Raw genomic sequence first — 26,967 nt, forward strand, 5'->3', positions numbered from 1 at the left:
CCCCGAGGAGAGTCATGACCCACCCCGAGCAGCCGTACGAAGGCTCCGAGCAGGCCCCGCCCTCGGGCGGGCAGGAGCCGTACGGCCAGCCCACCGGCGGCGCGCCCCAGCAGCCGCCGTACGGCCAGGGTCAGTACGGCCAGCCCCCGTACGGCCAGGTTCCGTACGGCCAGGGTCCGTACGGCCAGCCGCAGGGGCCGCAGTACTACGGAGCCCCGGTCGAGTCGCTGGATCCCGCCCAGGAGCGCCTCTTCGCGGGCGGCGCCCACTGGGGTGCACTCCTGGCCGGCGTCTTCACCTCCGGAGGACTGGCGTGGGCGGCTCCGCTGGCGATCCTGATGCTCAAGGGCAAGTCGTCGCCCTTCGTCCGGAGCCAGGCCCTGGAGTCCCTGAACTTCCAGATCTCCACGCTCATCTACGCGGCGGTCGTCCTGGTCATGGGGATCGCGACGCTGGGCGTCGGGCTGCTGCTCTTCTTGCCGCTCGCGGTGTGGTGGCTGGTCCTCGTCATCACGGCAGCCGTGAAGGCCAACAACGGCGAGGACTACCGCTACCCGTTGATCTTTCGTTTCGTGAAGTGATCGTCCCCTGACCGCTCCCTGATCGGGCACGGGCCGGTCAGGCAGGTCAGGTCAGCAGGTCACGGACCACGCCGTCGGCGAGCAGCCGACCGCGGTCGGTCAGGACCACGCGCCCGTCGGTCTCGACCAGCAGGCCCTGCGCCACCTGGCCGGGAACGGCCGCCCGGCCTGCGGCGTCCAGGATGTCGAGCGGCAGCCCCTCCCGCAGGCGGAGCTCGAGGAGCACGCGCTCGGTGTGGGCCTCGTCCGCCGTCAGGATCTCGCGACCCTGGGCGGGGCTCACCCCCGCGGCGAGCCGACGGCCGTACGCCGCCGGATGCTTCACGTTCCACCACCGCACACCACCGACGTGGGAGTGGGCGCCCGGCCCCACTCCCCACCAGTCAGCGCCGCGCCAGTAGAGCAGGTTGTGCTGGCAGCGGCTCTCGGGACGACGCGCCCAGTTGGAGACCTCGTACCACTCGAGCCCGGCTGCGCGCAGCGTGCGGTCGGCGACGACGTACTTGTCGGCCAGGTCGTCCTCGTCCGGCATCGGGAGCTCGCCGCGACGGACCCGGCGGGCCAGCGCCGTGCCCTCCTCGACGATCAACGAGTAGGCGGAGACGTGGTCGGGTTGGCAGGCCAGAGCAGCGTCGAGCGACGTCTGCCAGTCGGCCAGGCTCTCGCCGGGCGTGCCGTAGATCAGGTCGAGGCTCACCTCCTCGAATCCGGCTGCGCGAGCCCACTCCACCGCCCGCGGCACCCTCAGCGGGTCATGGGTGCGGTCGAGGGTCGCCAGCACGTGCGGCACCGCCGACTGCATGCCGAAGGAGAGCCGGGTGAAGCCGCCCTCGCGCAGCACCGCCAGGCTCTCGGGCGTCACCGAGTCGGGGTTGGCCTCGGTCGTCACCTCGGCCCCCTCGACGAGGCCGAACTCGTCGGCGACGGCGCGCAGCATCCGCACGAGGTCCTCGGGCGGCAGCATGGTGGGCGTCCCGCCCCCGAAGAAGACGGTCGAGACCTCGCGGGTGTCGGAGGCGAGCACGCGACGCGCCAGACGCACCTCGGTGACGGCCGCATCGGCGTACGACGCGATCGAGGCGCCGGTCACGTCACCGAGCTCGGGGGCGGTGTAGGTGTTGAAGTCGCAGTAGCCGCAGCGGACACGGCAGAAGGGCACGTGGAGGTAGAACCCGAGGGCACGGTCTCCGGCTCCCTCCAGCGCGGTCGCCGGCAGCGAACCGTCCTCGGGGGCAGGTTCTCCGACGGGCAGAGCAGAAGGCACGGGACCATCCCACCACAGCTCCGGTGGCCGGGAGAAAACCGCTGGGGCACGGCGAAGGGCGCCGACGCGGGTGGCGTCGACGCCCTTCGGGTGACCTGGTGGGACGGAGTCCGGTCAGGGGTACATCGAGTCGATCAGGTCCTGGTAGTTGGTCTGGACGACGTTGCGCTTGACCTTCATCGAGGGGGTCAGCTCGCCGGACTCGATGGTCAGGTCGTGGTCGAGCAGACGCCACTGCTTGATGGTCTCCCAGCGGTTGAGCTGGTTGTTGGTCTCCTCCACGTAGCCCTCGACCATCGCCTGGATCTGCGGGCTGTTGACGATCTCGGTGTAGGACTTGCCGGAGAGCCCGTTCTCCTCCGCCCAGGGCGCGATGGCGTCGGGGTCGAGGGTGACGAGCGCGACGCAGTACTGACGGCCCTCGCCGAAGACCATGAACTGGCTGGCGTAGGGGCAGACGGCCTTGAACTTCGCCTCGATGGCCGGGGGCGCGACGTACTTGCCGCCGGAGGTCTTGAAGAGTTCCTTGATGCGACCCGTGATCGTGAGCATGCCGTCCTGGTCCAGTGACCCCTTGTCACCGGTGTGGAACCAGCCGTCGTCGCCGAGCGCCTTGCTCGTCTCCTCCGGCATGTTGTGGTAGCCCTCCATGACGCCGGGGCCCTTGATCATGACCTCGTCGCCGTCGCCGAGCTTGACCTGGGTGCCGGGGAACGGCAGGCCCACGGTCCCGAACTTGTTGTGGTCGGGGTGGTTGACGAAGGCACCCGCCGAGGTCTCGGTGAGACCGTAGCCCTCGAGGATCTTGATGCCGGCGACGCTGAAGAACTGGGCGATGTCGCTGTTGAGCGCCGCGGCGCCGGAGATGAAGAACCGCACGCGGCCACCGAAACGAGCGCGGATCTTGGAGTAGACCAGCTTGTCGAAGAGGTTGTGCTGGAAGTTGAGCCCGGCGGGAATCTTCTCGCCGGCGGCCTTGCGACGCTCGTACTCCCGGCCGACCTCGAAGGCCTTGTTGAAGATCTTCTCCTTGAGCCCGCCCTCGGCCTCCTGCATCGTGACGATGCGGCCGTACGCCTTCTCGAAGATGCGCGGCGCAGCACCCATGAACGTGGGCTGGACGACGGCGAGGTTGTCGACGATCTTGTCGACCCGACCGTCGATGGCGGTGGCGAAGCCGCAGGCCATCTGGGTCGACATGAGCACCTTGCCGAAGACGTGGGCCATCGGCAGCCAGAGGAACTGGAGGTCGTCCTCGCCCAGGATGCCCATCGAGGCGATGGCCGAGCCCTCGTAGACCCAGGAGGAGTGGCGCAGTCGGACGCCCTTGGGGCGGCCGGTGGTGCCGGAGGTGTAGACGAGCGTGGCGAGCTGGTCGGGACGGATCTCCGCCGCCTTCTGCTCCAGCAGGCCCGGGTTGGCGGCCAGGTGCGCCTCACCGAGGGCAGCCAGCTCGTCGAGGCCGATCACCCACTCGCCGTCGGTGGTGCCGTCGAAGGTCACGACCTTGGCGACGTAGGGCAGCTCGGCCTTGCGGTTGCGCAGCTTGGCGATCTGCTCGTCGTCCTCCGCGAAGACGATGCGGCACTCGGAGTCCGCAAGGATGTAGGCGGTGTCCTCCTCGTTGGTGGTCGGGTAGACCGTCGTCGTCGCGCCGGCGGCGCACCCGATCGCGAGGTCGGCCAGGAGCCACTCGTAGCGCGTGCCCGACGTGATGCCCACGCGCATCTCCGGCTGCAGGCCGAGGGCCAGGAGACCGCCGGACAACTTGCTGACGAGCTCGCCGGCCTGCGCCCAGGTCACGGATTCCCAGGTCTCGGCCTTCGTCGGGTAGCGGAACGCCTCCCGGTCGGCAGACTTGGCGACCCGGTCCCAGAACTGCACCGCCGTGTTCGGCAGCATCGTGTCCAAGAAGCTGGTGTCATACGTGATGGGCATGCGTCTCCCCTGCGTCGTTCTGCGTGTCGGGCGCCCTCCGACGCCCTGGCTGACCTTGCTGGGACGTAACCTAGATCACTCTCCAACTCATCGGTAGCCCTTCCACCCCTTGGGCGCAAAAACAACCGGATCGCCCCGGAAGGCGCCGAGCGAGCCGAAATACGCAAGACCCCCCGGTCCTCCGAGGGGTCTCGACGCTGGTCGCGGCAGGTGCGAACGACTACTTCTTGGTCTCTCCCCCGCCGCTGGTCGCGAGCGCGGCGACGAAGGCCTCCTGGGGCACCTCGACCCGACCGACCATCTTCATGCGCTTCTTGCCTTCCTTCTGCTTCTCGAGCAGCTTGCGCTTGCGGCTGATGTCACCGCCGTAGCACTTGGCGAGCACGTCCTTGCGGATGGCGCGGATGTTCTCGCGAGCGATCACGCGGGCACCGATGGCGGCCTGGATCGGCACCTCGAACTGCTGCCTGGGGATGAGCTCCTTGAGCTTGGAGGCCATCATCACGCCGTAGTTGTACGCCGCGTCGCGGTGCACGATCGCACTGAACGCGTCGACCGGCTCGCCCTGCAGCAGGATGTCGACCTTGACCAGGTCGGCGGCCTGGTCTCCCTGACGCTCGTAGTCGAGCGAGGCGTAGCCCTTGGTGCGCGACTTCAGCTGGTCGAAGAAGTCGAAGACGATCTCACCCATCGGCAGGACGTACCGCATCTCCACTCGGTCCTCGGAGAGGTAGTCCATGCCCTGGAGCGTGCCGCGCTTGGTCTGGCACAGCTCCATGATCGTGCCGATGTAGTCGGAGGGGCTGAGGATGGTGGCCTTGACGACCGGCTCGCGCACCTCGTTGATCTTGCCCTCGGGGAACTCACTCGGGTTGGTGACCTCGAACTGGCTGCCGTCCTCCATCACCACCTCGTAGACCACGTTGGGAGCGGTGGAGATGAGGTCGAGGTTGAACTCCCGCTCGAGACGGTCGCGGGTGATCTCCATGTGGAGCAGGCCGAGGAAGCCACACCGGAAGCCGAAGCCCAGGGCGCCGGAGGTCTCCGGCTCGTACGTCAGGGCCGCGTCGTTGAGCTGCAGCTTCTCCAACGCCTCACGCAGGTCGCCGAACTGGTCGCCGTCCAAGGGGTAGAGACCGGAGTAGACCATCGGGTTGGGGTGCTTGTAGCCACCCAGCGACTCGACGGCGCCGTGGTGCTGGGTGGTGATGGTGTCACCGACTCGCGACTGCCGGACGTCCTTCACCCCGGTGATCAGGTAACCGACCTCACCGACGCCGATCTTGTCCGCCTTGACCTGCTCGGGGCTGATCACCCCCAGCTCGAGGAGCTCGTGGGTCGCGTTCGTGGACATCATCTTGATCCGGTCACGGTGGGTGAGCTCGCCGTCGACGACGCGGACGTAGGTGATCACGCCGCGGTAGGTGTCGTAGACGGAGTCGAAGATGAGGGCGCGAGCCGGCGCCTCGGTGTCGCCGACCGGGGCGGGGATCTGCTTGACGATCTCGTTGAGCAGCGCCTCGACGCCGACCCCGCTCTTGGCGCTGACGCGCAGCACGTCGTCGGGGTCGCAGCCGACCAGGCCGGCGAGCTCGGCGGCGTACTTCTCGGGGTTGGCGTTGGGCAGGTCGATCTTGTTCAGGACCGGGATGATGTGCAGGTCTGCACCCATCGCCAGGTAGAGGTTGGCCAGCGTCTGCGCCTCGATGCCCTGGGCGGCGTCGACCAGCAGGATCGCGGCCTCGCAGGCCTCCAGCGACCGGGAGACCTCGTAGGTGAAGTCGACGTGGCCGGGCGTGTCGATCATGTTGAGGACGTACGTCCCGGCGCCCGCCTCGATGTCGTGCTCCGCGGCAGCTTCCTCGGTGATCGTCCACGGCATCCGCACGGCCTGCGACTTGATGGTGATGCCGCGCTCGCGCTCGATGTCCATGCGGTCGAGGTACTGCGCACGGGCAGCGCGCTCGTCGACGACGCCGGTCAGCTGCAGCATCCGGTCGGCCAGCGTCGACTTGCCGTGGTCGATGTGGGCGATGATGCAGAAGTTGCGGATGATCGACGACGGGGTCGAGCCGGGCTTCGGCGCGGGGTTCGGGGTCATCTGCTGCTTTCTCACGGGCGAGGACGAGTTCTCGTCATTCTCCCACGACGCACCACGGGAGCCGAACCGCCGACGCGCACCGCCCCTGAGCCACCCCGTGGCCACGACGGGCGACGCGCCGACCCCTGCCGGAGCGGGCGTCCTCACCCCCGCCGTCCGGCAGGATGGGCCGGTGACCCTCCCCCCGTACCCGGTCCCACCCCTGGACACCGCCCGCCGCCTGGAATGGGCCCACCTGCCGCCGTGGTTGCGGGACGAGATCGAGGCCAGGTGCGGAGCACCGGTGCTGGGCGCCGAGTCGATCGAGGCCGGCTTCACCCCCGGCATGGCGACGGTGCTCACCTGCGCCGACGGATCGCGACACTTCGTGAAGGCGGCCTCGCACCGGGCCCAGCGGACCTTCGCCGCGTCGTACGTCGTAGAGGTGCGCCACCTGCGCACCCTGCCCCCGAGCGCACCGGCTCCCGCACTGCTGTGGGTCCTCGAGGATCCGGACTGGATCGCCTTCTCCACCACGCACGTCGACGCGACACCGGTCGAACGGCCGTGGCGACGGGTCGACCTCGAAGCCTGTCTGGACGCCCTGGCGACGATCGCGGAGACGTTCACCCCGGCACCGCGCACGATGGACCTGCCCACCTTCGTCAGCGAGACGGCCGCCTGGCCGCAGGCCTGGCAGGGTCTCACCCCGCCCACGCACCCCGAGCGCCGCGACGAGGCGGTCGAGCTCGCCCGTCGCGGCGCCGAGCTGCTGACCGGCGAGACGCTGGTGCACGGCGACGTACGCGCCGACAACGTCCTCCTCCTGGACGACGGACGAGCGTGGTTGTGCGACTGGAACTGGCCCGCGACCGGACCTGCCTGGATCGACTCGATGATGCTGTTGGCCTCCGCCCACGGCGACGGTGTCGACGTCGAGGAGGTGATGGCGAGCCGTCCGTTGCTGCGCGAGGCGCCCTCCGAGGCCGTCGATTCGCTCCTGGCCCTGATGGCGGGTTATTTTCTCCGGGCAGGGTGTGGCTCGGTTCCACCGAACTCACCGCACGTGCGTGACCACCAGTACTGGACGGGAACGGTCTGCTGGCTCTGGCTGGCAGAACGCCGCAGGTGGTGACAACCGGCGTTGTCCATGATCGGCCCTTGGTCGAGCGAGGGCAAACCCCGCTGGCAACGCCCGTCCGCCCACCACGTCAGGTCCTTCCCGGGCCCGACCGCAGGGCAGGCAGGCACCCCTTCCAGAACGAGGAGTTCTCATGGCGAACATCAAGTCGCAGATCAAGCGCAACAAGCAGAACGAGAAGGCGCGCGAGCGCAACAAGGCCGTGAAGTCGGGCCTGAAGACCGCTGTCCGCAAGTTCCGCGAGGCCGTCGCTGCGGGCGACAAGGAGGCGGCCATCGCCGCTGGCCGTGAGGCCAACCGCAAGCTCGACAAGGCCGCCTCGAAGGGTGTCATCCACCCGAACCAGGCCGCGAACCGCAAGTCGTCGATCGCCAAGCAGTCCGCCGCTCTCTGAGCCGGACCCGCTGACGTCGAGAGGCGCCGCACCCCCTCGGGGTGCGGCGCCTCTTGCATGTCCGGCTCTCCACCGTCAGGCCAGGCGCGGGTCCCACGGGCCAGCCGAGCGGGAGCGCAGCGGCATCGTCGACGGGACCGGCCCCCGGGTCTCCGGGTCATAGTTCAGCGCCGTGCCACCCCAGTCGATCCAGGTGTCCACGGTGTGCAGGTTCTCCAGCGCCCCGTCGCACCGAATGATCCAGATGGTCTCCTCGAGGGTCTCGAAGTGACCGTGCTTGATGTGCGAGGGGCGGAACGTGTACGTCCCGACCGACGCCTCCCCGTGCAGCGCCTTCGTGCGCCCGGCCAGCGTGTAGTACTCCTCGTACACCGGGTGGTGCAGCATCCGGGGCTCCTCCCACCCGGTGGGCGCCTTGATGAGACGGGTGTAGAAGTCGGTCTCGGGGTCGTGGTGCAGCATCTTGATGTAGAGCGGCGAGAGGGGTCCTGCCGTCCGGTCGAGCGTCGAGGTCCACTCCATGGCGTTCGGGTCGGTGAGGGTGACCTCGCCGCGGGCATCCGGGTGACGCTCACCGCCAAGGACGAAACGGCTGGTGCCATACTCCCGCCAGTGCAGCGCCTTGGAGCCGGCCCGGAACCCGAGCTCCTCCATCGGCACACCCTTCGGGACGTGGACGTACTCCCAGGGCGCCATGACCCGACCGCCGTAGGTCATCTCCCCCTCGACCAGGAAGAACTCCGTGTCGGCCTCGGGCACGCCCGCGGGGCGCGACCAGTCGGTGACGAACTCGAGCACCAGTGACGACGACCCGTCCTCCTCGTCGACGGAGAGTCGACGCTCGACCGCCTCCCCCACACCGCCGGGCAGCTCCGCGGGGTGCCAGACGTAGTCGGCCTCGTGGATCATCTCGACGTGGGGACGCATGGGAGGACTCCTTCACACTCATTACCGATACAGTGTGTATCGGTAATGCGAGCGTAGTCGACACGACCGCAGTGACGCAAACTTATCGCTACAAGTTGTACCGATTAGTGTGAGCGACAGCTCCCTGGCCCCGATCAGGGACGGGTACGCCGCGGCGTCAGCGCGCCGAGAGACGCAGCTGGGCGAGCGTGAGCACCAACCGCTCCAACGTGTAGTTCGCGTCGTGGGCGGCACCCTTGATGTCTGCGTCGGCCCTGGCCACGGCCCCCAGAGCCTGGGAGATGCCTTGCTCGTCCCAGCCCCGCGCCTGGGACCTGATGCTCTTGACCTTCCACGGCGGAACGCCGAGGTCTCGGGCCAGGTCACCGTCGCGACCACCGCGGTTGGTGCTCCCCAAGAACTTCGCCACGCTGCGCACGGATCCAGCGACGGCCGAGGTGACGAGCACGCCGGGCGTCCCGCCGTCGAGGGCCCAACGCAGCTCCTCCAGCGCCTGGGCCGTGTGTCCGGACATGACGGCGTCGGCCACGGCGAACGACTTCGCCTCGGCCCTGCCCCCGAAGTAGCGCTTCACCACCTCGAGGGTGATCTGCTCGCCCGGGAAGTCGCTGGTCAGCTGGTGCGCAGCGGCGGAGAGGGCCCGGAGGTCCTGCCCCACGGCGACGACGAGGAACTCCACGGCGTCGGGGGCGATCCGGGCGCCCCAGTGGGCGAACTCGCCCTTCGCGAAGTCCTGGAAGCCGGAGGCGTACTTCACCTCGGCCGCCTTCACCTCCGTGACGGACGGCAGCTTGCGCAGCTTGGTCAGCAAGCCGCTCCCCTTGGGTCCACCGCCGTGCATCAGCACCAGGGCGACGTCCTCCACCGGGGCCGCCGCGTAGTCCAGGACACGCTCGTGCAGCTCCTCCGGGAGGTCCTCGAGGCTGCGTACGACGGCGCACCGGGTCGAGGAGAAGAGCGAGGGCGCCGACATCTCCTCGAGCGAGGAGGCGGTCAGCTCCGAGGCCAGCGCCTCGGAGAACTCACCCTCGGCGTCGTGGGCGCGGACGGTCTGGCGGACCGACGAGACCGTACGTTCGTTGAGGAACTCCTCCTTGCCGGTCACGAGCGTGATCCGACCGAGGACCTGCGATGCGCTGGGAGCCTTGACCATGGTGCTGCAAGCCTGCCACACAGCTCCGACGAGACGCGTCGTCACGCCTCACGCAGGAGGCGTCCCGACCGTGCCCAACCCGACCGTGCCCAGCACGCCGTCGCGCACCACGACCACGGCGTCCCCGTCCTCGTCGGTGCGCAGCACCGTCATTCCCGCGCCGGCCAGCAGGTCCAGCAGGGAGGGCGCCGGATGGCCGTGGGAGTTGTCCCTCCCTGCCGAGACGAGCGCGACGCTCGCACCGGTGGAGGTGAGCCACTCGACCGACTGGTGGCGGCTGCCGTGGTGCGGCACCTTCAGCACGTCGACCTGCAACGCCCCGAGTGATCGGTGCAGGCCTCGTTGCGCGGGCGGCTCCACGTCGCCGGTGAGCAGGACGTCGACCCCGCCCACCGTGGCCAGCAGCACGACGCTGGCGTCGTTGGGACCCTCGGAGCGTGTCGTCGGCTCGGGCCACACCCGTGTCACCGTCACCGCACCCACCTGACGCGAAACGCCGTAGGCGCTGACGACCGGCGTCACGCCCCGCGCAGCCAGCGTCGCCGTCACGGCGGCGGCCGCCTCCACCGGTTCGGCCATCGTGGAGACCTCCACCTCGTGCACCGTACGCCGCTCCAGCACCCCCTCGAGACCGTCCACGTGGTCGGCATGGAAGTGCGTCAGGACGAGGAGAGGCACCTCGGTGATCTTCAGACGGTCCAGGCACCGGTCGACCAGCCGGGCGTCAGGGCCGGCGTCGACGACCACTCCCTGTCCCTGCCCGGCGTTGAGCACCAGCGCGTCGCCCTGCCCCACGTCGCAGGCAGCCACGACCCAGCCGGGTGGCGGCCAGCCGGGAGTGGGAACGGGGACGAGGACAGACACCAGTCCCAGCGCGGCCAGCACGACGGTCCACCGCGCCCGCGCCAGGAGGTGGTGGGCCGACCACGCGGCCACCGCGCAGAGCGCGGTCAGGGCCAGCAGCGCCCACGGGCTCGTGCCCCACCCGATCGCTGGCACCGGGAGGCCGGCGCCCCACCGCGCGACCAGCACGATCCAGCCGACCGACCACGCGGCCGGCCACGCAATGAGCTGGCCGAGCACCGGCACCAGGGTCGCGAGCAGGCCACCGACCAGCCCCAGCACGGTCGCGGGCGCGACGGCCGGCGCCACCAGCAGGTTCGCGACGACGGCCACGAGGCTGACCTCACCCGACAGCCCGGCCACCACGGGCGTGCAGGCGAGCTGCGCCGCTGCGGGGATGGCGACCGCCTCGGCAGCCCACCGAGGCATCCAGCGGGCCAAGGCGTCGCGCCAGACCGGGGCGAGCAGCAGGATCCCGGCCGTTGCCAGGACGGAGAGCGCAAAACCCGCCGTGACCGCCATGCGCGGCTCCCACGCGAGCAGCACCAGGACGGCGACCGCAAGCGTACGCACGCCTCTCCCGCGCCCGTCGTGCGCCAGCGCCACCAACGCGACCGCCCCCATCGTCGCGGCCCGCACCACGCTGGGCTCGCTGCGGGCGACCAGCACGAAGGCCACGATGGTCAGCGCTCCGAGAAGCAGGCGTCCGCGGCCACGGACGCCGCACCAGCGTCCGAGCAGCACCACGAACCCGAGGACCAGGGTGAGGTTGGTGCCGCTGACCGCCAGCAGGTGGGTGAGACCGGTGGTGCGGAAGTCATCGGCCAGGCCAGGGTCCAGCTCGGAGTCGTCGCCCACCACCAACGACGGCACCAGGGCACGCTGGTCGGCCGGTCGCGGCTCCACGGCCTCCCTGACCCCGGCACGCACCACCTCTGCCGCCCGCCACCAGACGTCCGGCTCCCCCAGCACCGTGGGGTCCTCGCGTGGACGTACGAGGGCGGCCGCGTCCCCGTCGGCCGGGGCGAAGGAGCCACGGAAGCGCACCTGCGACCCGAGGCGTACGTCGTCCCACTCCCCCTCACCGAGCACCACCAGGGTGCTGCGGACCTGCCACTCGCCGCGGGCCGCAGCGATCCGTTGCGCCCGGACACGGACCACGACAGTCCTCCCCCACGCGGACGCCACGGGTCGTGGGTCGCTCACGACGGTGCCCACCACCGTGGCGGGCCCGGACCGGGCAGCGACCTCGGCCACCACCCCGACTGCCTCACCTTCCGCGCGCAGCGACGCCGCGGCCGCCATGGCCACCAGGACGACGAGCGTCGCTGTCGCGGTGACCGCTCGCGACGTGAGGGTGCCTGCACCAGCCGAGGCCACGGGTGCGCGCGTGCGCAGGACCAAGGCCGTGAGGAGGGCCAACGCGACGCCGACCAGCAGGGCCCCCACCAGCAACAGGCTCCCGCCGAGGGGCCGCACCGTCCCCCACACCGCGGCACCCCAGGCCACGGTCGCCAGCCACGGCAGCCTCAGGTCGGCGGAGGTCGTGGCTGTCACCGACGGCTCAGACCGTGACGAGGGAGGAGAGGCGTTCCAGGGTCACCTCACCGATCCCGCGCACCTCGAGCAGGTCCTCCACCGACGAGAAGCCCCCGTGCGTGGTGCGCCAGTCCACGATCGCGGCGGCCGTCACCGGGCCCACCCCGGGGAGGGCCTCCAGCTCGCCCTGGGTCGCCTGGTTGAGGTTGACCAGGCCGGTGCCTGCGGGCGCTCCCGGCGGAGGCGCGGCAGCTCCGGACGCGGGAGCCGGAGCACCGACGACGATCTGCTCGCCGTCGACGAGGACGCGGGCCAGGTTGAGGGACTGGAGGTCGACTCCCCGCTTCGCTCCCCCGGCCGCCTCGAGGGCGTCGACGACGCGCGAGCCCTGCGGAAGGACGACGATGCCCGGACGCCGCACCTTGCCGGCCACGTCGACCACCACCTCGGTGGAGGGCCCGGCTCCCGCCGTCCCGCTGGCCGTACGCGGCACTGCCCCGGCAGAGGCACCGTCCGTGGCACCGGGCGCGGCCCCCTGGGTCACGGAGGTCTGGGACCCGGCGCTCTGCGCCGGTGAGTCCACGGGGGCGACGACCGGGGTGACGACCACCGACTCCTTCGCCCGGACCAACCACCACGAGGTCCCGGCGAGTGCGACGGCCGCGAAGACACCCACCCACACCAGGTGGGCCAGACGCAGGCCGAGCCGGTCCACCCCGGATGCTCCCGCCCCGGCTGCGTGGCGCAGGGCGGAGACGGACGGACGGCGAGCCGCGTGGCGCCCCGGCTCCCGTACGCCGTCGACTCCCCCGCCGTCCGTCGGCTCCGGCGGCGTCCCGCTCACGGGCCCGTCCGGGGACACGTGCTCCACGGCCGCAGGCACGGCCACACCCCGGACCTGCGTGTGCTCCTCCCAGGACCACTCCTCCGGCTCCTCCTCCCACGACGGAGCGGTGGCGGTCCCTGCGCGGGTGAGCTCCTCCTTGGCCTGCTCCCACTGACCGCTCAACGCTGCCAACCGGCGGGCGACAGCCTGCTCGTGCTCGGGTGAGGGGCGTCGATTGCGCATGCCCTAGACGGTAGGGAAGTTCGCGATGCCACGCGCCGCGTCGCTCGGCCGCCTGTGGACAACCCGCCGTACCACCGGTGCGGGTCAGAGGCGCGGCATCACAGGCGCGGTGCGAGCACCCCGGCCAGCATCCCTGGGCCCACGTGGGCCCCCAGCACGCCGCCCAGCTCCGTGCACTGCACGGGACGACCCTGGAGGTTGTCGGCCAAGCGCTCGGTGAGTCTCGCGGTCAGGTCCTGCGCCCGCTGGGGATTGGCGAGGTGGGCGATGCAGATGTCCACGGGACTCTCCCCTGCCGCCTGCACCAGCAGGTCCTCCAGGCGGGCCAGCGCGCGGTTGGCCGTGCGCACCTTCTCCAGCGACGCGACCTTGCCGTCGCGGATCTCCAGCAACGGCTTGACCGCGAGGGCCCCGCCCAGCAGGGCGGCGGCGGGGCCGATCCGGCCTCCCCGGCGCAGGTACTCCAGCGTGTCCACGTAGAAGAGGGAGCGCGACGCGGCCGCCCTGGCCCGAGCAGCCTCAGCGGCCACCTCGGCGTCTCCGCCGTCGTCGATCACGTCCTGGGCGGCCAGGGCGGCGAAGCCGGTCGCGGCACCGACCTGTCGGCTGTCGATCACCGTCACCGGGACCGGCGCCTGTCGCGCCGCCAGCTGGCAGGACTCGAAGGTCCCGCTCATGTCACCGGAGAGGTGGACCGAGAGGATCTCCTCCGCGCCGGAGGCCGCCAGGGACCGGTAGACCTCCAGGATCGCGGAGGGGTTGGGCCGCGACGTGGAGACCGGGGTGAACTCCTTCAGCGCGACGGCGACCGCCTCGGGCGAGGCACCCTCGCTGCCCTCGTCGTACACGTGGGCCCCGATGACCACCTGGAGCGGGATCACCGTGATGCCGCGGGTCTCGGCGACGCCGGGCGCGAGGCAGGCGGTGGAGTCGGTGACAACCACGGTACGAGCGGTCATGGCGTGCACCTTAGTGCGTTCCTCCGGAGGTCAGTGACGTGTCCACGCCGTCGAGGGGGCACGCGACGTGCCCCCTCGACGATGCACCCGCGGGGTGGTCAGACGACGATGTTGACGAGCTTGGGCGCGCGCACGATGACCTTGCGCACGGTCTGGCCCTCCAGCGCGCGCTGGACGCCCGGGTCGGCCAGCGCCGCGGCCTCCAGGTCGGCCTCGGAGATGTCCGGAGCCACCTCGAGACGACCCTTGACCTTGCCCTTGACCTGCACGACGCAGGTGACCGAGTCCTCGACCAGCAGGGCCTCGTCGACCTCCGGCCAGGCGACCTGGGCGACGGAGGGCTGGTGGCCCAGGCGCTCCCACATCTCCTCGGCGGTGTAGGGCGCGACCATGGAGAGCAGCATCGCGACCGTCTCGGTGGCCTCGCGCACGGCCGGGTCGGCGCCGCCGCAGCCGGAGTCGATGGCCTTGCGGACCGCGTTGACCAGCTCCATCGTGCGGGCGACCATCACGTTGAAGCGGTGCGTCTCGACCAGGTGGGCCGCGTCGTGCAGCACCTTGGCGGTCACCTTGCGCAGGGCCAGGTCACCGGTGGTGACGTCGACGCCCGGCTCGGAGGTGACGTCACCGCTCAGGCGCCAGGCGCGCTGCAGGAAGCGCAGCGAGCCGGCCGGCGAGACGTCGGCCCAGTCGATGTTGTCCTCGGGCGGGGAGGCGAAGACCAGGGTCAGGCGCACCGCGTCGACACCGAACTCGGCGAGCTGGTCACCCAGGTTGACGCCGTTGCCCAGCGACTTGCTCATCTTGCGGCCCTGGTTGAGGACCTTGCCCTGGCTCAGGTAGGCCGAGAACGGCTCGTCCCAGCCGACCAGACCCATGTCGCGCAGCGCCTTGGTGAAGAAGCGGGAGTACAGCAGGTGGAGCACGGCGTGCTCGTCGCCGCCGACGTACAGGTCGACGGGGCCCCACGCGTTGGCCAGGTCGGTGTCGAAGGCCTGGGTGTCGTCGTGCGGGGAGACGTAGCGGAAGAAGTACCAGGACGAGTCCACGAAGGTGTCCATGGTGTCGGTGTCGCGCTCCGCCGGGCCGCCACAGGTCGGGCAGGTGGTGGCCACCCAGTCGGACGCCCCGCCCAGGGGCGAGGTGCCCTTGGGCTTCAGGTCGGCACCCTTGAGCTCGGGCAGCAGCACCGGCAGCTGCTCGACCGGCACGGCGACCTCGCCGTCGACCGGGCAGTGGACGATCGGGATGGGGGCGCCCCAGTAGCGCTGGCGGCTCAGCAGCCAGTCACGCAGGCGGAAGTTGACGGTGCCGGTGCCCCGGCCGTCGGCCTCGAGGATCTCGATCGCCCGGTGGATGCCAGCCGTCTTGTCGTCCAGGCCGTCGAGCGGGCCGGAGTTCACGTACGTCCCGTTGCCCGTCGTCGCGACGAAGGTCTCCTCGGGGTTCTCCTCCCCCGTGTCGACGACCCGGCGCACGCCCAGCCCCATGGCCTTCGCGAAGTCGAGGTCGCGCTGGTCGTGGGCGGGCACCGCCATGATCGCGCCGGTGCCGTAGTCGGCCAGCACGTAGTCGGAGGCGTAGACGGGGATCTGCTCACCGGTGACCGGGTTGGTGGCCGTGACGCCGAGGTCGACGCCGGTCTTCGGCCGGTCGGTGGCCAGGCGGTCGATGTCGGAGGCCTTGCGCACCTCGACGAGGTAGTCCTCCAGCGCCTGCTCCTGCGACGCCGAGACCAGGCGCCGAGCCAGGTCGGCGTCGGCGGCCACCACCATGAAGGTGGCGCCCCACAGGGTGTCGGGACGGGTCGTGAAGACGGTGACCGGCTCGACCTCACCGGAGTCGAGGGCGATGTCGAAGGTGACGTGGGCGCCCTCGGAGCGGCCGATCCAGTTGCGCTGGGCGTTGACGACCTTGCTCGGCCACGTGGGGGCCAGGTCGTCGAGCGAGTCGAGCAGCTCCTGGGCGTACGCGGTGGTGCGGAAGTACCACTGCGTCAGCTCACGCTTGGTGACCTCGGCCCCGCAGCGCTCACAGGCACCGTCGACGACCTGCTCGTTGGCCAGCACGGTCTGGTCGACCGGGCACCAGTTGACCGGCGACTTCTTGCGGTAGGCCAGACCCTTGGCGTGGAACTGCGTGAAGAGCCACTGCGTCCACTTGTAGTACTCGGGGTCGGAGGTGTTGAAGCGGCGCGTCCAGTCGAAGCTCACGCCGTAGCGGCGGAACGACTCGAACTGCGTCTCGATGTTGGCGTACGTGTAGTCGGCCGGGTGCGCGTCGTTCTTGATCGCGGCGTTCTCGGCGGGCAGGCCGAAGGAGTCCCATCCCATCGGGTTGAGCACCTCGAAGCCCTTGAGCCACCAGTAGCGCGCGATGACGTCGTGCAGCGCCATGACCTCGGCGTGACCCATGTGCAGGTCGCCCGAGGGGTAGGGGAACATCGTCAGCGCGTACTTCTTCGGCTTCTCGGTGTCGTCGTGCGCGACGAAGAGGTCGAGGGAGTCCCACACGCCACGCCACTTCGCCTCGAAGGCGGCCGCGTCGTACGTCGGTTCGGCTGCGTTGGTGTCCTGCTCGCTCATCGTCTCTCCTCGTGGGGTGCTGCGTCGCTCGTCGGCACAAAAAAACCCTCCGTGCAGGAGGGTGGCCACGCCGATCTGTCGATCAGCGCGGCAGGCCGAGAACAAGCGTCGTACGCATGTGGCCATCCTAGCGCCGTCGTCTGCCCGTGGCACGACTGGTGCGCCTGACGGCTACGTACGAGGCGCCCTCACCCGGCGTCGGCCGGGACGTCGCTCGACCCGACGAAGCCGCGCCACCGGGCGGCGACCGCCCGGGGCTGCTCCTGGTGCGGGAACGACCCGCAGCCGGGCACGACCTCGACCTGCACGCGGGGCAGCAGCCGCTGCGCCACCTCCTCGTAGACCCGGTAACCGGCGTACTCGCCGTTCAGGTAGAGGGTGGGGCTGCGCACCTCGGCCAGCAGGTGCTCCACCCCGGTCAGTCCGACGCCCCGCTCGCTGGGGCGCACCCAGCGACCGGCCCAGGCCCGAGACGCGTCCTGCTCGGCCAGCACGGCGGGGTCACCGGTGACGGCCCGGGTGTTCTGGCCCGGCCGCGGCACCCAGCCCCGGCCGAACCCGCCACGCACGGCGCGATCCACCTCGAGGGTGCGCGCCGCGGTGAAGCGCTGCGTCAGCGAGGTGCCGACCAGCGCCAGGGAGGCGACGCGCTCCGGCTCCGCAGCGGCCAGCAGGGTGCCCACCACACCACCGAGCGAGCAGCCCATGACGTGCGCCCGGTCGATGTCCAACGTGCCCAGGAGGCTGGCCAGGCCCTGCGCGGTCCCCGCGGGCCACAGCGCCCACGGCGTCGGCGGGCAGCGGGTCGAGCCGCCGTGCCCGGGGAGGTCGACGACCACGACACGGCGTTCGCGGGCCAGTTCCTCGGCGACCCCGCGCCAGTCGGCCACCCAGCCCCCGAGCTTGTGCAGGAGGACCAGGGGAAGGGCGTCCTCGGCGCCGCTGAGGTCGACCACGTGCCACGGCTCTGCACCTCTGCCCCCGGGGGTGACGACCGTGCCGCACACGCCCGGCCAGTACGGCACGGCGCCGTCCGCGTACCCGCCACCCGAAGCGTCAGGAGCCGCGGCGCGAGCCGCCAACCAGGCGGCGGTACGACGTCGTACGTCTGCGGCAAGGACGTCGCTCCCCAAGCGCGTCTGGTGGGCCACCACCACGCCGGACGCGTCGGGGTCCGTGGCCAGGTGGAAATCGGTCAGGACGGCGTCGTCGACCGCCAAGTCGGTGCCGATCAGACAGGCGGCGACCAGACGATCGGCCAGGCCGTCGTGGTCGAAGAACTCCGCCAGCAGCGCGCGTACGTGACGCGCACCCTGGCCGTGCCCGACGAGCACCAGCGGCCGGACCGGACGGCTCTCGACGACGAGGTGCTCGTCCACCAAGCGCTCGTCCACCAGCGCCTCATCCACCAGGAACTGGGCGAACGCTGCCGAGACGTCGCGGTACGCGAGGTGGTAGGCCTCCTCGCCACCGCCGTCACACTCCTGGAAGGCACGGGTGCTCGCCTGCCGGTAGCGCGGCGACCAGACCCTGCCGCCGAAGGGCGCCACCTGGGCGCGCACCACCGCGTCCACCTCGGCAGCGGACGACGGGTCGGACGGGTCGACGGGAACACTCGTCGGATGGACGTGGAAGACGACGGGGTCGTGCGGCGACCCCGCGCCCTCACCCCGCACGACCCAGGCGGTGTCGTGCTCGTGGTCGGGAGCGGCGATCTGCTCGAAGGCCTGCTCCACCCCGTCGGCGGCCCGCTCCGGACGGCTCACGTGCTCAGTGCGGCTGCTGGGCGAGTCCGGCGAGGTAGTCACGGACCCACGCAAGCTGCCGCACCTCACCGATCTTGGCCTGGATGTCGCGGAGGTTCGACTCGTGCGGCTCGGAGTGCCGGTCGCCCACCGCCTCACGGACGACCACCGGGACGAAGCCCGACTGCAATGCGTCGAGCGCGGTGGCCCGGACACAGCCGCTGGTCGACCATCCGGCGATGAGCAACGTGTCGATCCGCTTCGCCGCCAGGGAGGCGGCGAACGAGGTGCCCGCGAAGGCGCTCGGGTAGTGCTTGGTCACGACCGTCTCGCCGGGGCCCGGCTCGAGGCCCTCGGCCCAGTCGCCGAGCGGATTGCCCGCGACGAACGCCAACAGCGCCGGCACCTTGCGGAAGAACAGGCCGCCGAGGTTGCCCTCGGGGTCGTCGTACAGCACACGGGTCAGGTAGACCGGGATGCCGGCCGCCCGGGCCGCCTCGCGCAGCTCGACCATCGCGGCCTGCGACGACTCGACGCCCGCGTACAGCGACGAGGCCGGGTCGACGTAGGCACGCGCCGGGTCGATCAGGACCAGCGCCGGCCGCACGCCGGGCACGAGGGAACCCCCGAACCCGGCGTGGGCGTAGTCGTCGGCGAGGGTCTCGCCGCGCAACGGTGCCGACGAGGTCACGCAGGAGCTCCCGCGGTACGGACGTCGGCGTCGTCGTACTGGACGAACGCCTTCGACCCGAGGACCGGGCCGACGTGGTTCTTCACCACCGCGACGTGCGCGGGGTGCGTGCGGTACGCCTCCCACGACGCCTGCTCGTCGAAGCGCATGTGGAAACGCACGTGCGCGTTGCCCTCGGTCAGACCGGCGTCACGCACGGCCTGGGCCGACAGCAGGCCGTCGACCTGGCCGTGCAGCCCGACCAGGCCGTCGACGATGCCGGCCACCTGCTCGTCGGTGGCTTCCGGGGCCAGGGTCAGGTGACCCACGTGGTTGAACGCCATCTCAGTGCTCCTCGAGGAGGCGGCCGTAGCCGCTGACCTTGTCGGCGATGCCGTTGACGCGGAACGCGTGCCAGGCAGTGGCGATGTTGATCGCGATGACCGGCTTGCCCAGCTCCTTCTCGAGCTCGGCGGCGGTGGCCGCGCACTCGAGGTTGGTGCCGCACTGGATCAGCGCGTCGACGTCGTCTCCGTCGACCGAGAGGAACGCCTCGCGCAGCTTCTCCGGCGACTCGGTGGCGATCGAGGTCGCCGACTGCGAGCAGAGACCGGTGATCCCCGCGACCTCGAAGCCCAGCTCGGTGAAGTAGGCGACGACCTGCTCGTCACCCACCGGCTGGTACGGCGTGACGATGCCGATCCGCTTGGCGCCGAACGCCTTCAGCGCCTCGCCCGCGGCGGTCGCGCCCGTGGTGACGTCGCGGCCGGTCAGGTTTCGCACCCGCTGCTCGAACTCGGCGTTGCCGGCCACACCACCCCAGAAGGTCTCGGCCGACATGCCCATGACGATGTAGTCAGGGTCGCAGGTCATGACGATCTCGAGCGCGGACGGCATCGAGGCGTTCAGGCCCTCACGGAAGGCGCCGAAGGCGTCCGCGGAGTCGAGTGCCGGAGCCTCGATCATGATCCGGCCGGTGTGCCACGAGCAGTCCTGCGGACGCAGGTCGTGCAGCTCGCGCTCCACCGAGGTGTTGGTCGACGGGAGGACCAGGGCAAACTTCTTGCCCTTCTTCTCCTGGGGGGTGATCACGGCACCGGTACCGACGGGCATGGCGTGCTCCTCACTGGAATTCACTGGGGCGGTCCGACGCTCGGGTGCCGGACCACGATCTGGGTGCTGCTGGTTCTGGGCTGCTGGTGGTGCTGGTGGTGCTGGTCGTGCTGGTCGTGCTGGTGGTGCTGGTGTCCGGGCGGGCACTTCGCGGGGTCGTGCCCACCCGGACGTCTGTGGGACCTCAGGCCTCGCCGGCCGCCAGACGCGAAGCTCGCTCGAGCTGCTCGTCCTGTCGGAGCAGGGTGGTGAACTGCTTCCAGTCCTCCTGGCCCTTGCCCGAGGCGCCGGTGGTCAGCAGACGCTGGTAGGTGGCTGCGATGCCCTCGGCCGCGGCGAGGACTGCCGACACGGGGTGGATCAGGAATCCGACACCGGCCTCGTGGGCCAGCTCCAGCGGCGGCAGCGCCGAGGAATCGCCCGCCTCGGAGAGGTTCACCATGAGGGGACGACCGCCCACGACCGTTCGGACCGCGTCGCGCAGCGCCGTGAGCTCCTCCAGCGAGTAGACGCCCTCGGCGAAGACCAGGTCCGCACCTGCCTCGGCGTACGCGGCAGCGCGGGCCAACGCACCCTCGAAGCCTTCGACACCCTTGGCGTCGGTGCGGGCGATGATGACCGCCGAGGTGCGCTCGGCGACGGCGATCTTGACCTTCGCCACCATCTCCTCGGTCTCCACCAGTGCCTTGCCAGCCAGGTGACCGCAGCGCTTGGGAGCCAGCTGGTCCTCGAACTGGATGCCAGCGGCACCGACCTGCTCCAGTCGGCGCACCGCTTCGGCCGCCTGCAGCACGCCGCCGTAGCCGGTGTCGCCGTCGACGATGACCGGGAGGTCGGTCGCCGCGGTGATGCGGCGGACGGCCTCAGCCATCTCGGCCAGGCCGATGTAGCCCAGGTCCGGCTGGCCCATCACGGAGGCAGACACGGCCGATCCCGGCACGTAGACGGCCTTGAAGCCGGCCTGCTCGACGAGCTTGGCGGAGACGGCGTCGTAGGCGCCGGCGGCGTAGACCGGCCCCTGGCCCAGCAGCTTCGAGAACTTCTGTCCGCCGGAGACGGCGGGAGCCTTCACGGCGTGCAGCTCGCGCTTGAGACGTCCCAGGGTGAGGCGCAGCGAGGTGAACATGGCCGAGTTGCGCTGGTGCTCGCGCTTCTCGAACAGGTCTCGGTCCATCGCCGAGAGCTGGTCGGCCTGCTCGGCGCGGGCGGCGTCGTCGTCCTGGCGCATGTTGTCGTAGTTCTTCTGCGCACGGGCCTGGACGTGGTTGATCGCGGCGTCACGACGCAGCTCGGAGTACAGGGTGGCTGCGTGCGTGGCGTCGACGCCCTCGGTGAGCACCGCGTTGATGCACTCGACCGCGGCCCAGGCGTCGTGGATGCCGGAGTTCATGCCCATGCCGCCGAGCGGGTTGTTGCAGTGCGCGGCGTCACCGGCCAGGAGCACCTGACCCGAGGCGTACGTGGAGGCCGACCGCATGTTCACCGCGTAGACGTTGCGGTGCACGATCTCGTACGGGGTGTCCTTCGGGTTGAGGCGCTGCATCCGCGCCTCCATGTTCTCCGCGGACATGACCTCCTCGTCGGTCTCCGCGTCGGTGACCGGGAAGAGGGCACGCCAGTGGTTCGGCGTACGGAGCAGGACGCCCCACTCGGTGGGGTCGTAGATGTAGGAGACGTAGGCGAGGTCCTCGCCGAGGTCCTCACGGAACTCGTGCGTGGTGGAGATGACCAGGAAGCGGTCGTCGTACGTGGTGCCCTCGAAGGCGATGCCGAGCGACTTGCGGGTCGGGGACGCGGCTCCGTCGCAGGCGATCATCCACTGGGCCAGGATCGGCTCGTCGCGGTGGCCACCCTCGAGGTGGATCCGCACGTGCCGGTCTCCGCGCTCGACGCGCGCCACGGGAGAGTTGAAGCGCAACGTCACGTTCGGCATGTCCTGCAGCTTGCCCAGGATGATCTCGGTGAGGTTGTTCTGCTCGCTCTGGAGACGGTAGGGGTACGCGGTCTCCCCCTCCAGCAGGGTCATGTCCATCTGGGAGAGCACCGCGCCCGAACGCTCACGGTACTGGTAGATCGGCGCCTTGAGACCGACCGCGTGCAGCTCCTCCACGACGCCCAGCTGCTCGAGCAGCTCGAGCGAGGACGGGTGGAACGTCGAGGCACGCGCCTCCGCCGAGAGCCCGCCGAGCGCCTCGAAGACGATGACGTCGTGACCCAACTGGGCCAGGCGCAGGGCGGCCACCATGCCGACCGGGCCCATGCCGGAGATGGCGACGGTGTGCATCTTCTCGAACGGCGGGTTGTCCCGCAGGGCGAGCAGGGCGGGGATGTCGGTCTCAGTCATCACTGTCCTCCGGAGGCAGCCTGCAGGAGCGGGCCGTACAGGTTCGGCTGACGGGAGCCCACCGGGTCGAGGTGGAAGCCCATCATCTTGTTGTGGGACTCGCGCAGGTCGAGGCGGCAGAAGAGCTGCTCCTCGAACCCGTAGCGGGTCCACTGGGCCGAGGGGTAGCGCATGAGCGCGACCGGCTGGCCCGGGACGAACGGGTCGGAGCGCACGATCTGGCTGCCGATCTCGGCGGGCGAGTCGAGGCGGTTGACCGAGACCAGGTGGACCCGGTTCTCCTCGGTACGCTCGACCGCCGCGCAGTCGGCCGCCTCGCGGCGGTCCCAGTTGGCGGGGTGGGCGATCAGCTCGGCGCCGCGCAGGGTGAGCAGGCGGGCGACCTCGGGCAGCCAGACCTCGGAGCCGATCATGATGCCGATGCGGCCGATCTCGACGTCGGCGACACCGATCTCGTCACCGGCGACTGCCCAGGCGTCGCGGGCGTCCAGGTGGGTCTTGCGGTACGTGTGGCGCACCTCGCCCGTCGCGTCGACCAGGTAGGCGGTGGAGTGGAAGCCGGCCGCCGACTCCTCGACCAGGTTCACGACCGTCCAGAAGGAGTGCTCGGCGCAGGCCGCCCTGATCGTCTCCAGGACGCCGACGGAGTAGTCAGCAGCCTTCTTCGGGTCGGCGGCGACCTCACCGGGCTTGAAGCAGAAGAGCTCGGGCAGGACACCGAACGTCGCACCCTGCTTGGCGCCGTAGGCGATCTGCGCGACCGCACGGGAGACCGTGTAGTCCTGGTTGTGGAACCAGGAGACCTGCAGGGTGACCACGTCGAGCGGCTTGGAGGGCACGTCGTCGGTGACCGGGCCCAGCATCGCGGCGACCGGCAGGTCGGCGTGCGGGGTCATCAGGTCGCCGTACAGGTCGGTGCGGCGCCACTTCATGACGTCGGCGAAGCCGGGGACGTCCTTGTCGTCGGCCACGGCGACCTCGATGTCGGCCCAGACCATGCCCTCGGACTCCTCGCCCGCACCGACGAGGACCTCGCCACGCGGGTGCACGATCTGCGAGCCACCCATCCACGGCCAGGCGTCAGCCGGCCCACCGACGGTGTTGGAGGAGATGTGCCAGACGTGGTTCTCCAGCGTGCGTAGCGGGACGTGCACGCGGACCTCGTCCGGGCCACGCGAGTTCAGCGAGTTGCAGAAGATCTGGGCGCCCAGGGTGCCGAGCACGCGCGGCACGTCGGGAACGATGCCGTCGGCGCACATCAGCAGACCGATCTTGCCGAGCGCCGTGTCGACGACCTCGAGCGGCTTCTCACCGGCGGTGAAGAGCGTGTACTCGTAGTCCCAGAAGACGGTCTTGTGGTGGACGTGGATGATCTCGCCGTCGGGGCCGATCAGGACGGAGGCGATGCGGACGATCGGCTTGACGTCCTCGGAGACGTCGACGCCGACCACGGCGTGGACGCCGTGCTCCTTGCAGGCCTCGCGGACGCGGGTGATGAAGGGGCCGTCGATGCGCTCGCACTTCTCCCAGGCCTCGTCACGGTCGGCGAAGTCACGCAGGCGGTTGGAGTTCTCCGGGAACACGACGAGCTGGACGCCGTTCTCGGCGGCGATCCGCAGGTAGTCGGCGACGAGCTCGGCGTTGGCGGCCACGTCGGTGCCCGAGAAGAACTGAGCAGTGCCCACACGCACGCTGGTGGCGGTGCGGTTCTCCCGCGAGTCGAGAATCCTTGTTTCCATAATGTGGGAATGCTCCTTCTATGCTGTGAAAATAGGGTAGACATGACGCAGTTGACATGCAACTGGTTCGGGCAATGTGGTCACTCACGACCACGCGCAGTGGCCCACGAACGTGACCGACGAGGAGAGTCCTGATGGGTTCGAACGACGCCGCACCGCGGGTGCACGGCGCGAGCAGCAGCCGCAAGCTGCTGCACATGCTGTTGTGCTTCACCGAGCAGCGCCCGACGTGGACGGTGGCGGAGCTCGCCGCAGAGCTCCAGCTCTCGGTCACCTCCGCCTACCGCTACCTCGCCCTGCTCCGCGAGGTGGGCCTGCTCGATTCGGCCGGCGACAAGGCCTACCGCGTCACCGACCTCTCCCACGGTCTGGCCCGCGCCTGCGACGCGGCCCAGGTGCCGTTGGCCGACGTGGCGCTCCCGGTGATGACCCGGATGCGCGAACAGATCGACGAGACGGTGCTGGTGGCCAGGCGCGGAGGCAACTCGGCCTACTGCGTCGACCGGGTCGAGTCCCGCCGTCCTGTACGGCTGCAGTTCGACCCCGGTCAGGCGATGGACCTGCACGCCGGCTCGCTCTCTCGCATCCTGCTGGCGGCCATGCCGGCCACGGAGCGCCGTCGGTACGTGGAGTCGGTGCTCGCCTCGCTGCCGGCGGAGCGGGCGGCCAGCCTTGCTCCCGGCGCGCTCGACGCCACGCACGCACGCGGCTGGACCGAGAGCTTCGAGGAGGTCGACGAGGGCATCTGGGGATGCGCCGCGGCCATCCACCTGGGCGACCAGGTCGTCGGCGCCCTCGGCACCGCGGCCCCCGTCTACCGCACCGACGAGGCGCGTCGGGCCGAGATCATCGACCTGGTGCGCCGCGGGGCCGAGGAGATCAGCGCCGGGCTCGGTTGAGCCCTGTCGCTGACGCCCCGGCCCCGTCACGGCTCAGACCAGCTCAGGGTTCTTCGGCTTCAACGAGGACGACGGGTTGAACGCGTCCCGCAGGGCGTCGCCGATCATGTTGAAGGCCAGCACGATCAGCAGCAGCGCGCACCCCGGGAAGAGCACCGCCCACCAGGAGAGGCGCAGCGCGACCTGTCCGTCCGACAGCATGCTGCCCAGCGAGAAGTCGGGTGCCTGCACGCCGAGCCCCAGGAGGCTCAGGCCCGACTCCGCCAGGATCAGCACACCCGCACTGGTCGACCAGAGGACCACCACCGGGGCCAGGACGCTGGGTGCCACGTGCTTGACCATGATCCGACCGGTGCCTGCACCGAGCGTGCGGGCGGCAGTGACGAAGTCCGAGCGCTTCACCTGCGCCACCGAGTTGGCGATGGTGCGGGCGTACGTGGTCCAGCCCCACACCGAGAGGATCACCAGGATCGGCACCAGTCCCGGGCCGAGCACGGCCGTCAGGGCGATGCCCACCGCCACGAACGGCACCGCGAACTGCACGTCGGCCAGGCGCATCAGCACCTTGCCGAGGTGCTCCTCGTACCAACCGGCCAGGATGCCCAGGGTGAGGCCGAGGGCCGCCGAGACCGTCGCGGCCACGATGCCGACGAAGAGCGAGAGCCGCAGGCCGTACAGCACCCGGCTGAGCACGTCGCGACCCAGGGAGTCGGTGCCGAGCAGGTAGCCCCCCTCTCCCCCGAGCCACGAGGGCGCGGTGTCGGTCGACGACAGCGTCTGCGCGGTCGGGTCGTGCGGGGCGATCCACGGCGCGAGCAGCGCGGCCAGCACCAGCAGCCCGAGCAGCACGAAGCCGAACCGGCCGCTGGGGTTGCCCCAGGCCTTGGTGACGATCTCGCGCATGCGCCCCGGCGTCTTGACCGGCTTCACCGCGACGTGGGCACCGGTGAGCGCCGGGGTGGCGCCCCACGGGTCGGGCTCGGTGGTGGCCGAGGGCATCTTCCCGGTGCCGTGCTCAACGGCCGGCGAGGCGTTGTCAGGGGTGCTCATCAGGACACCTTCGTTCGGAGGCGGGGGTCGAGGACGCGCACGAGGGTGTCCATCGCGATGTTGACCACGGTGATCAGCACAGCGATCACGATCACGCTGGCCTGCACCGCGGGGAAGTCGCGCTGGCCGACCGAGCGGACCAGGAACTGTCCGAGCCCGGGGTAGTTGAGGATCGACTCGAGGATCAGCAGGGAGCCGATCATGAACGAGAACAGGATGCCGAGGTAGGCGATCAGCGGCGGCAGCGCCAGCGGCACCGCGTGCTTGAACAGGACGGTGCGGGCCGGCAGTCCCTTGGACTTCGCCATCGTCACCGGCCCCTGGCTGAGGGAGTCGATGAGCTGGCCACGGGTGAGCCGCGACAGGGTCGCGAAACCCTGGATCGTCAGTACCGCGATCGGGATGACCAGTGCGGCGCCCCCTTCGCCACCGGTGGCGGGCAGCACGTTGAACTGCAGGGCCAGGACCAGCACCAGCAGCAGCGCGATGAGGAAGTACGGGATGCCGTCGAGCAGGAAGGCAGCAGCCATCAACAGGCGTCCGCGCGGGTCGGCCTGGTGCAGCGCGGCGTAGGTGCCGATGACGCCGGCGAGCACCGCGGCAAGGACCAGGCCCGGGACCACGAGTGCGAGGCTCGGGCCGAGACGACCCAGCACGTCGGCGCCCACGTCCTGGCCGGAGACGAAGGAGTTGCCGAAGTTGAACGTGAACGTGTCCAGCAGCGTGTGCCAGAACTGCAGCAGCAGCGGCTCGTCCAGGCCGAGGCGGACGCGGTTCGCCTCGACGACCTCGTCGCTGGCCTCCGGCGGGGAGAGCAGCACGGCCGGGTCACCGGTGGCGCGGGTCAGGAAGAACATGAGCGTCGTGACGCCGACGACCACGGTCAGCAGCAGCACGAGCTTCCAGAACAGGAACCTCAGGGCGTTCTTCATCG

At 70.5% G+C, this 26,967-nt stretch carries 21 protein-coding genes; 4 read left to right on the forward strand and 17 right to left on the reverse strand.

Annotated features, from left to right (window positions below; genetic code table 11):
- Nucleotides 1-14 precede the first annotated feature (14 nt).
- The gene (locus FCL41_RS10995) at nt 15-581 is read left to right on the forward strand and encodes a DUF4870 domain-containing protein (protein WP_137066955.1); all 567 of its coding nucleotides are present in this window, start codon (nt 15-17) and stop codon (nt 579-581) included.
- Nucleotides 582-627: 46 nt separating this feature from the next.
- Here the strand turns inward: FCL41_RS10995 and hemW are convergent, their stop codons facing one another.
- The 3 genes from hemW to lepA form a co-directional block, all read right to left on the reverse strand.
- Nucleotides 628-1,845 (reverse strand): radical SAM family heme chaperone HemW, encoded by a 1,218-nt coding sequence (gene hemW / locus FCL41_RS11000; protein ID WP_137066956.1) that lies wholly within the window; start codon nt 1,843-1,845, stop codon nt 628-630.
- Between the two features lie 114 nt (nt 1,846-1,959).
- A complete protein-coding gene (locus FCL41_RS11005) occupies nt 1,960-3,783 on the reverse strand; it encodes an AMP-dependent synthetase/ligase (protein WP_137066957.1) in 1,824 nt (607 codons plus the stop codon).
- 220 nt (nt 3,784-4,003) lie between these two features.
- Nucleotides 4,004-5,884 carry a translation elongation factor 4 gene (lepA, locus tag FCL41_RS11010; RefSeq protein ID WP_137066958.1) on the reverse strand — a complete coding sequence of 627 codons (1,881 nt, stop codon included), beginning with the start codon at nt 5,882-5,884 and terminating at the stop codon, nt 4,004-4,006.
- Between the two features lie 172 nt (nt 5,885-6,056).
- Between lepA and FCL41_RS11015 the strand changes: the two genes are divergently transcribed.
- Both FCL41_RS11015 and rpsT read left to right on the forward strand, forming a co-directional pair.
- Nucleotides 6,057-6,998, forward strand: coding sequence for a phosphotransferase (locus tag FCL41_RS11015; RefSeq protein WP_239021619.1), 942 nt, complete (start codon nt 6,057-6,059; stop codon nt 6,996-6,998).
- A gap of 139 nt (nt 6,999-7,137) precedes the next feature.
- Nucleotides 7,138-7,398 carry a 30S ribosomal protein S20 gene (gene rpsT, locus FCL41_RS11020; RefSeq protein WP_137066960.1) on the forward strand — a complete coding sequence of 87 codons (261 nt, stop codon included), beginning with the start codon at nt 7,138-7,140 and terminating at the stop codon, nt 7,396-7,398.
- 75 nt (nt 7,399-7,473) lie between these two features.
- Here rpsT and FCL41_RS11025 read toward each other — a convergent pair whose 3' ends face one another.
- The 12 genes from FCL41_RS11025 to FCL41_RS11080 form a co-directional block, all read right to left on the reverse strand.
- A complete protein-coding gene (locus FCL41_RS11025; protein WP_137066961.1) occupies nt 7,474-8,325 on the reverse strand; it encodes a DUF4437 domain-containing protein in 852 nt (283 codons plus the stop codon).
- A gap of 157 nt (nt 8,326-8,482) precedes the next feature.
- Entirely contained in the window at nt 8,483-9,478 is a 996-nt protein-coding gene (gene holA / locus FCL41_RS11030; protein ID WP_137066962.1) for a DNA polymerase III subunit delta, read from the reverse strand.
- 48 nt (nt 9,479-9,526) lie between these two features.
- On the reverse strand, nt 9,527-11,878 hold the full coding sequence (locus FCL41_RS11035) for a ComEC/Rec2 family competence protein (RefSeq protein WP_137066963.1): 2,352 nt from the start codon (nt 11,876-11,878) through the stop codon (nt 9,527-9,529).
- Nucleotides 11,879-11,885: 7 nt separating this feature from the next.
- Nucleotides 11,886-12,929, reverse strand: a complete 1,044-nt coding sequence (locus tag FCL41_RS17485; protein ID WP_239021620.1) for a ComEA family DNA-binding protein — start codon at nt 12,927-12,929, stop codon at nt 11,886-11,888.
- Nucleotides 12,930-13,027: 98 nt separating this feature from the next.
- A complete protein-coding gene (locus tag FCL41_RS11045; protein ID WP_137066964.1) occupies nt 13,028-13,888 on the reverse strand; it encodes a DegV family protein in 861 nt (286 codons plus the stop codon).
- Nucleotides 13,889-13,986: 98 nt separating this feature from the next.
- Nucleotides 13,987-16,473 carry a leucine--tRNA ligase gene (gene leuS, locus FCL41_RS11050; RefSeq protein WP_137066965.1) on the reverse strand — a complete coding sequence of 829 codons (2,487 nt, stop codon included), beginning with the start codon at nt 16,471-16,473 and terminating at the stop codon, nt 13,987-13,989.
- Nucleotides 16,474-16,661: 188 nt separating this feature from the next.
- Nucleotides 16,662-18,239, reverse strand: coding sequence for an alpha/beta fold hydrolase (locus FCL41_RS11055; RefSeq protein ID WP_170970325.1), 1,578 nt, complete (start codon nt 18,237-18,239; stop codon nt 16,662-16,664).
- A gap of 4 nt (nt 18,240-18,243) precedes the next feature.
- On the reverse strand, nt 18,244-18,909 hold the full coding sequence (locus FCL41_RS11060; RefSeq protein ID WP_212723193.1) for an isochorismatase family protein: 666 nt from the start codon (nt 18,907-18,909) through the stop codon (nt 18,244-18,246).
- The gene (locus FCL41_RS11065; protein WP_137066967.1) at nt 18,906-19,232 is read right to left on the reverse strand and encodes a Dabb family protein; all 327 of its coding nucleotides are present in this window, start codon (nt 19,230-19,232) and stop codon (nt 18,906-18,908) included. The genes FCL41_RS11060 and FCL41_RS11065 overlap by 4 nt, the downstream gene beginning before the upstream one ends.
- A 1-nt stretch (nt 19,233) precedes the next feature.
- Nucleotides 19,234-20,001 carry a maleate cis-trans isomerase family protein gene (locus FCL41_RS11070; RefSeq protein WP_137066968.1) on the reverse strand — a complete coding sequence of 256 codons (768 nt, stop codon included), beginning with the start codon at nt 19,999-20,001 and terminating at the stop codon, nt 19,234-19,236.
- A 184-nt stretch (nt 20,002-20,185) separates the two neighbouring features.
- The gene (locus FCL41_RS11075) at nt 20,186-22,345 is read right to left on the reverse strand and encodes an FAD-dependent monooxygenase (protein WP_137066969.1); all 2,160 of its coding nucleotides are present in this window, start codon (nt 22,343-22,345) and stop codon (nt 20,186-20,188) included.
- Complete coding sequence (locus FCL41_RS11080) at nt 22,345-24,084, reverse strand: carbon-nitrogen hydrolase family protein (RefSeq protein ID WP_137066970.1); 1,740 nt, start codon at nt 24,082-24,084, stop codon at nt 22,345-22,347. The genes FCL41_RS11075 and FCL41_RS11080 overlap by 1 nt, the downstream gene beginning before the upstream one ends.
- A 134-nt stretch (nt 24,085-24,218) precedes the next feature.
- On the opposite strand from FCL41_RS11080, the gene FCL41_RS11085 reads away from it, so the two are divergent.
- Nucleotides 24,219-24,983, forward strand: coding sequence for an IclR family transcriptional regulator (locus FCL41_RS11085; protein WP_137066971.1), 765 nt, complete (start codon nt 24,219-24,221; stop codon nt 24,981-24,983).
- A 33-nt stretch (nt 24,984-25,016) separates the two neighbouring features.
- Here the strand turns inward: FCL41_RS11085 and FCL41_RS11090 are convergent, their stop codons facing one another.
- Nucleotides 25,017-26,033, reverse strand: a complete 1,017-nt coding sequence (locus FCL41_RS11090) for an ABC transporter permease (RefSeq protein ID WP_137066972.1) — start codon at nt 26,031-26,033, stop codon at nt 25,017-25,019.
- On the reverse strand, nt 26,033-26,965 hold the full coding sequence (locus FCL41_RS11095; protein ID WP_137066973.1) for an ABC transporter permease: 933 nt from the start codon (nt 26,963-26,965) through the stop codon (nt 26,033-26,035). The genes FCL41_RS11090 and FCL41_RS11095 overlap by 1 nt, the downstream gene beginning before the upstream one ends.
- Nucleotides 26,966-26,967 lie beyond the last annotated feature (2 nt).

Source organism: Nocardioides jishulii (genome assembly GCF_006007965.1).
GTDB classification, from domain to species: Bacteria; Actinomycetota; Actinomycetes; order Propionibacteriales; family Nocardioidaceae; genus Nocardioides; species Nocardioides jishulii.

Bases quoted from the DNA above. Each gene is read 5' to 3' on its own strand.
- FCL41_RS10995 (WP_137066955.1), top strand. From the start codon at position 15: ATGACCCACCCCGAGCAGCCGTACGAAGGCTCCGAGCAGGCCCCGCCC.
- FCL41_RS11005 (WP_137066957.1), bottom strand. From the start codon at position 3,783: ATGCCCATCACGTATGACACCAGCTTCTTGGACACGATGCTGCCGAAC.
- lepA (WP_137066958.1), bottom strand. From the start codon at position 5,884: ATGACCCCGAACCCCGCGCCGAAGCCCGGCTCGACCCCGTCGTCGATC.
- rpsT (WP_137066960.1), top strand. From the start codon at position 7,138: ATGGCGAACATCAAGTCGCAGATCAAGCGCAACAAGCAGAACGAGAAG.
- FCL41_RS11025 (WP_137066961.1), bottom strand. From the start codon at position 8,325: ATGCGTCCCCACGTCGAGATGATCCACGAGGCCGACTACGTCTGGCAC.
- holA (WP_137066962.1), bottom strand. From the start codon at position 9,478: ATGGTCAAGGCTCCCAGCGCATCGCAGGTCCTCGGTCGGATCACGCTC.
- FCL41_RS17485 (WP_239021620.1), bottom strand. From the start codon at position 12,929: ATGCGCAATCGACGCCCCTCACCCGAGCACGAGCAGGCTGTCGCCCGC.
- FCL41_RS11045 (WP_137066964.1), bottom strand. From the start codon at position 13,888: ATGACCGCTCGTACCGTGGTTGTCACCGACTCCACCGCCTGCCTCGCG.
- leuS (WP_137066965.1), bottom strand. From the start codon at position 16,473: ATGAGCGAGCAGGACACCAACGCAGCCGAACCGACGTACGACGCGGCC.
- FCL41_RS11065 (WP_137066967.1), bottom strand. From the start codon at position 19,232: ATGGCGTTCAACCACGTGGGTCACCTGACCCTGGCCCCGGAAGCCACC.
- FCL41_RS11070 (WP_137066968.1), bottom strand. From the start codon at position 20,001: ATGCCCGTCGGTACCGGTGCCGTGATCACCCCCCAGGAGAAGAAGGGC.
- FCL41_RS11075 (WP_137066969.1), bottom strand. From the start codon at position 22,345: ATGACTGAGACCGACATCCCCGCCCTGCTCGCCCTGCGGGACAACCCG.
- FCL41_RS11080 (WP_137066970.1), bottom strand. From the start codon at position 24,084: ATGGAAACAAGGATTCTCGACTCGCGGGAGAACCGCACCGCCACCAGC.
- FCL41_RS11085 (WP_137066971.1), top strand. From the start codon at position 24,219: ATGGGTTCGAACGACGCCGCACCGCGGGTGCACGGCGCGAGCAGCAGC.
- FCL41_RS11090 (WP_137066972.1), bottom strand. From the start codon at position 26,033: ATGAGCACCCCTGACAACGCCTCGCCGGCCGTTGAGCACGGCACCGGG.
- FCL41_RS11095 (WP_137066973.1), bottom strand. From the start codon at position 26,965: ATGAAGAACGCCCTGAGGTTCCTGTTCTGGAAGCTCGTGCTGCTGCTG.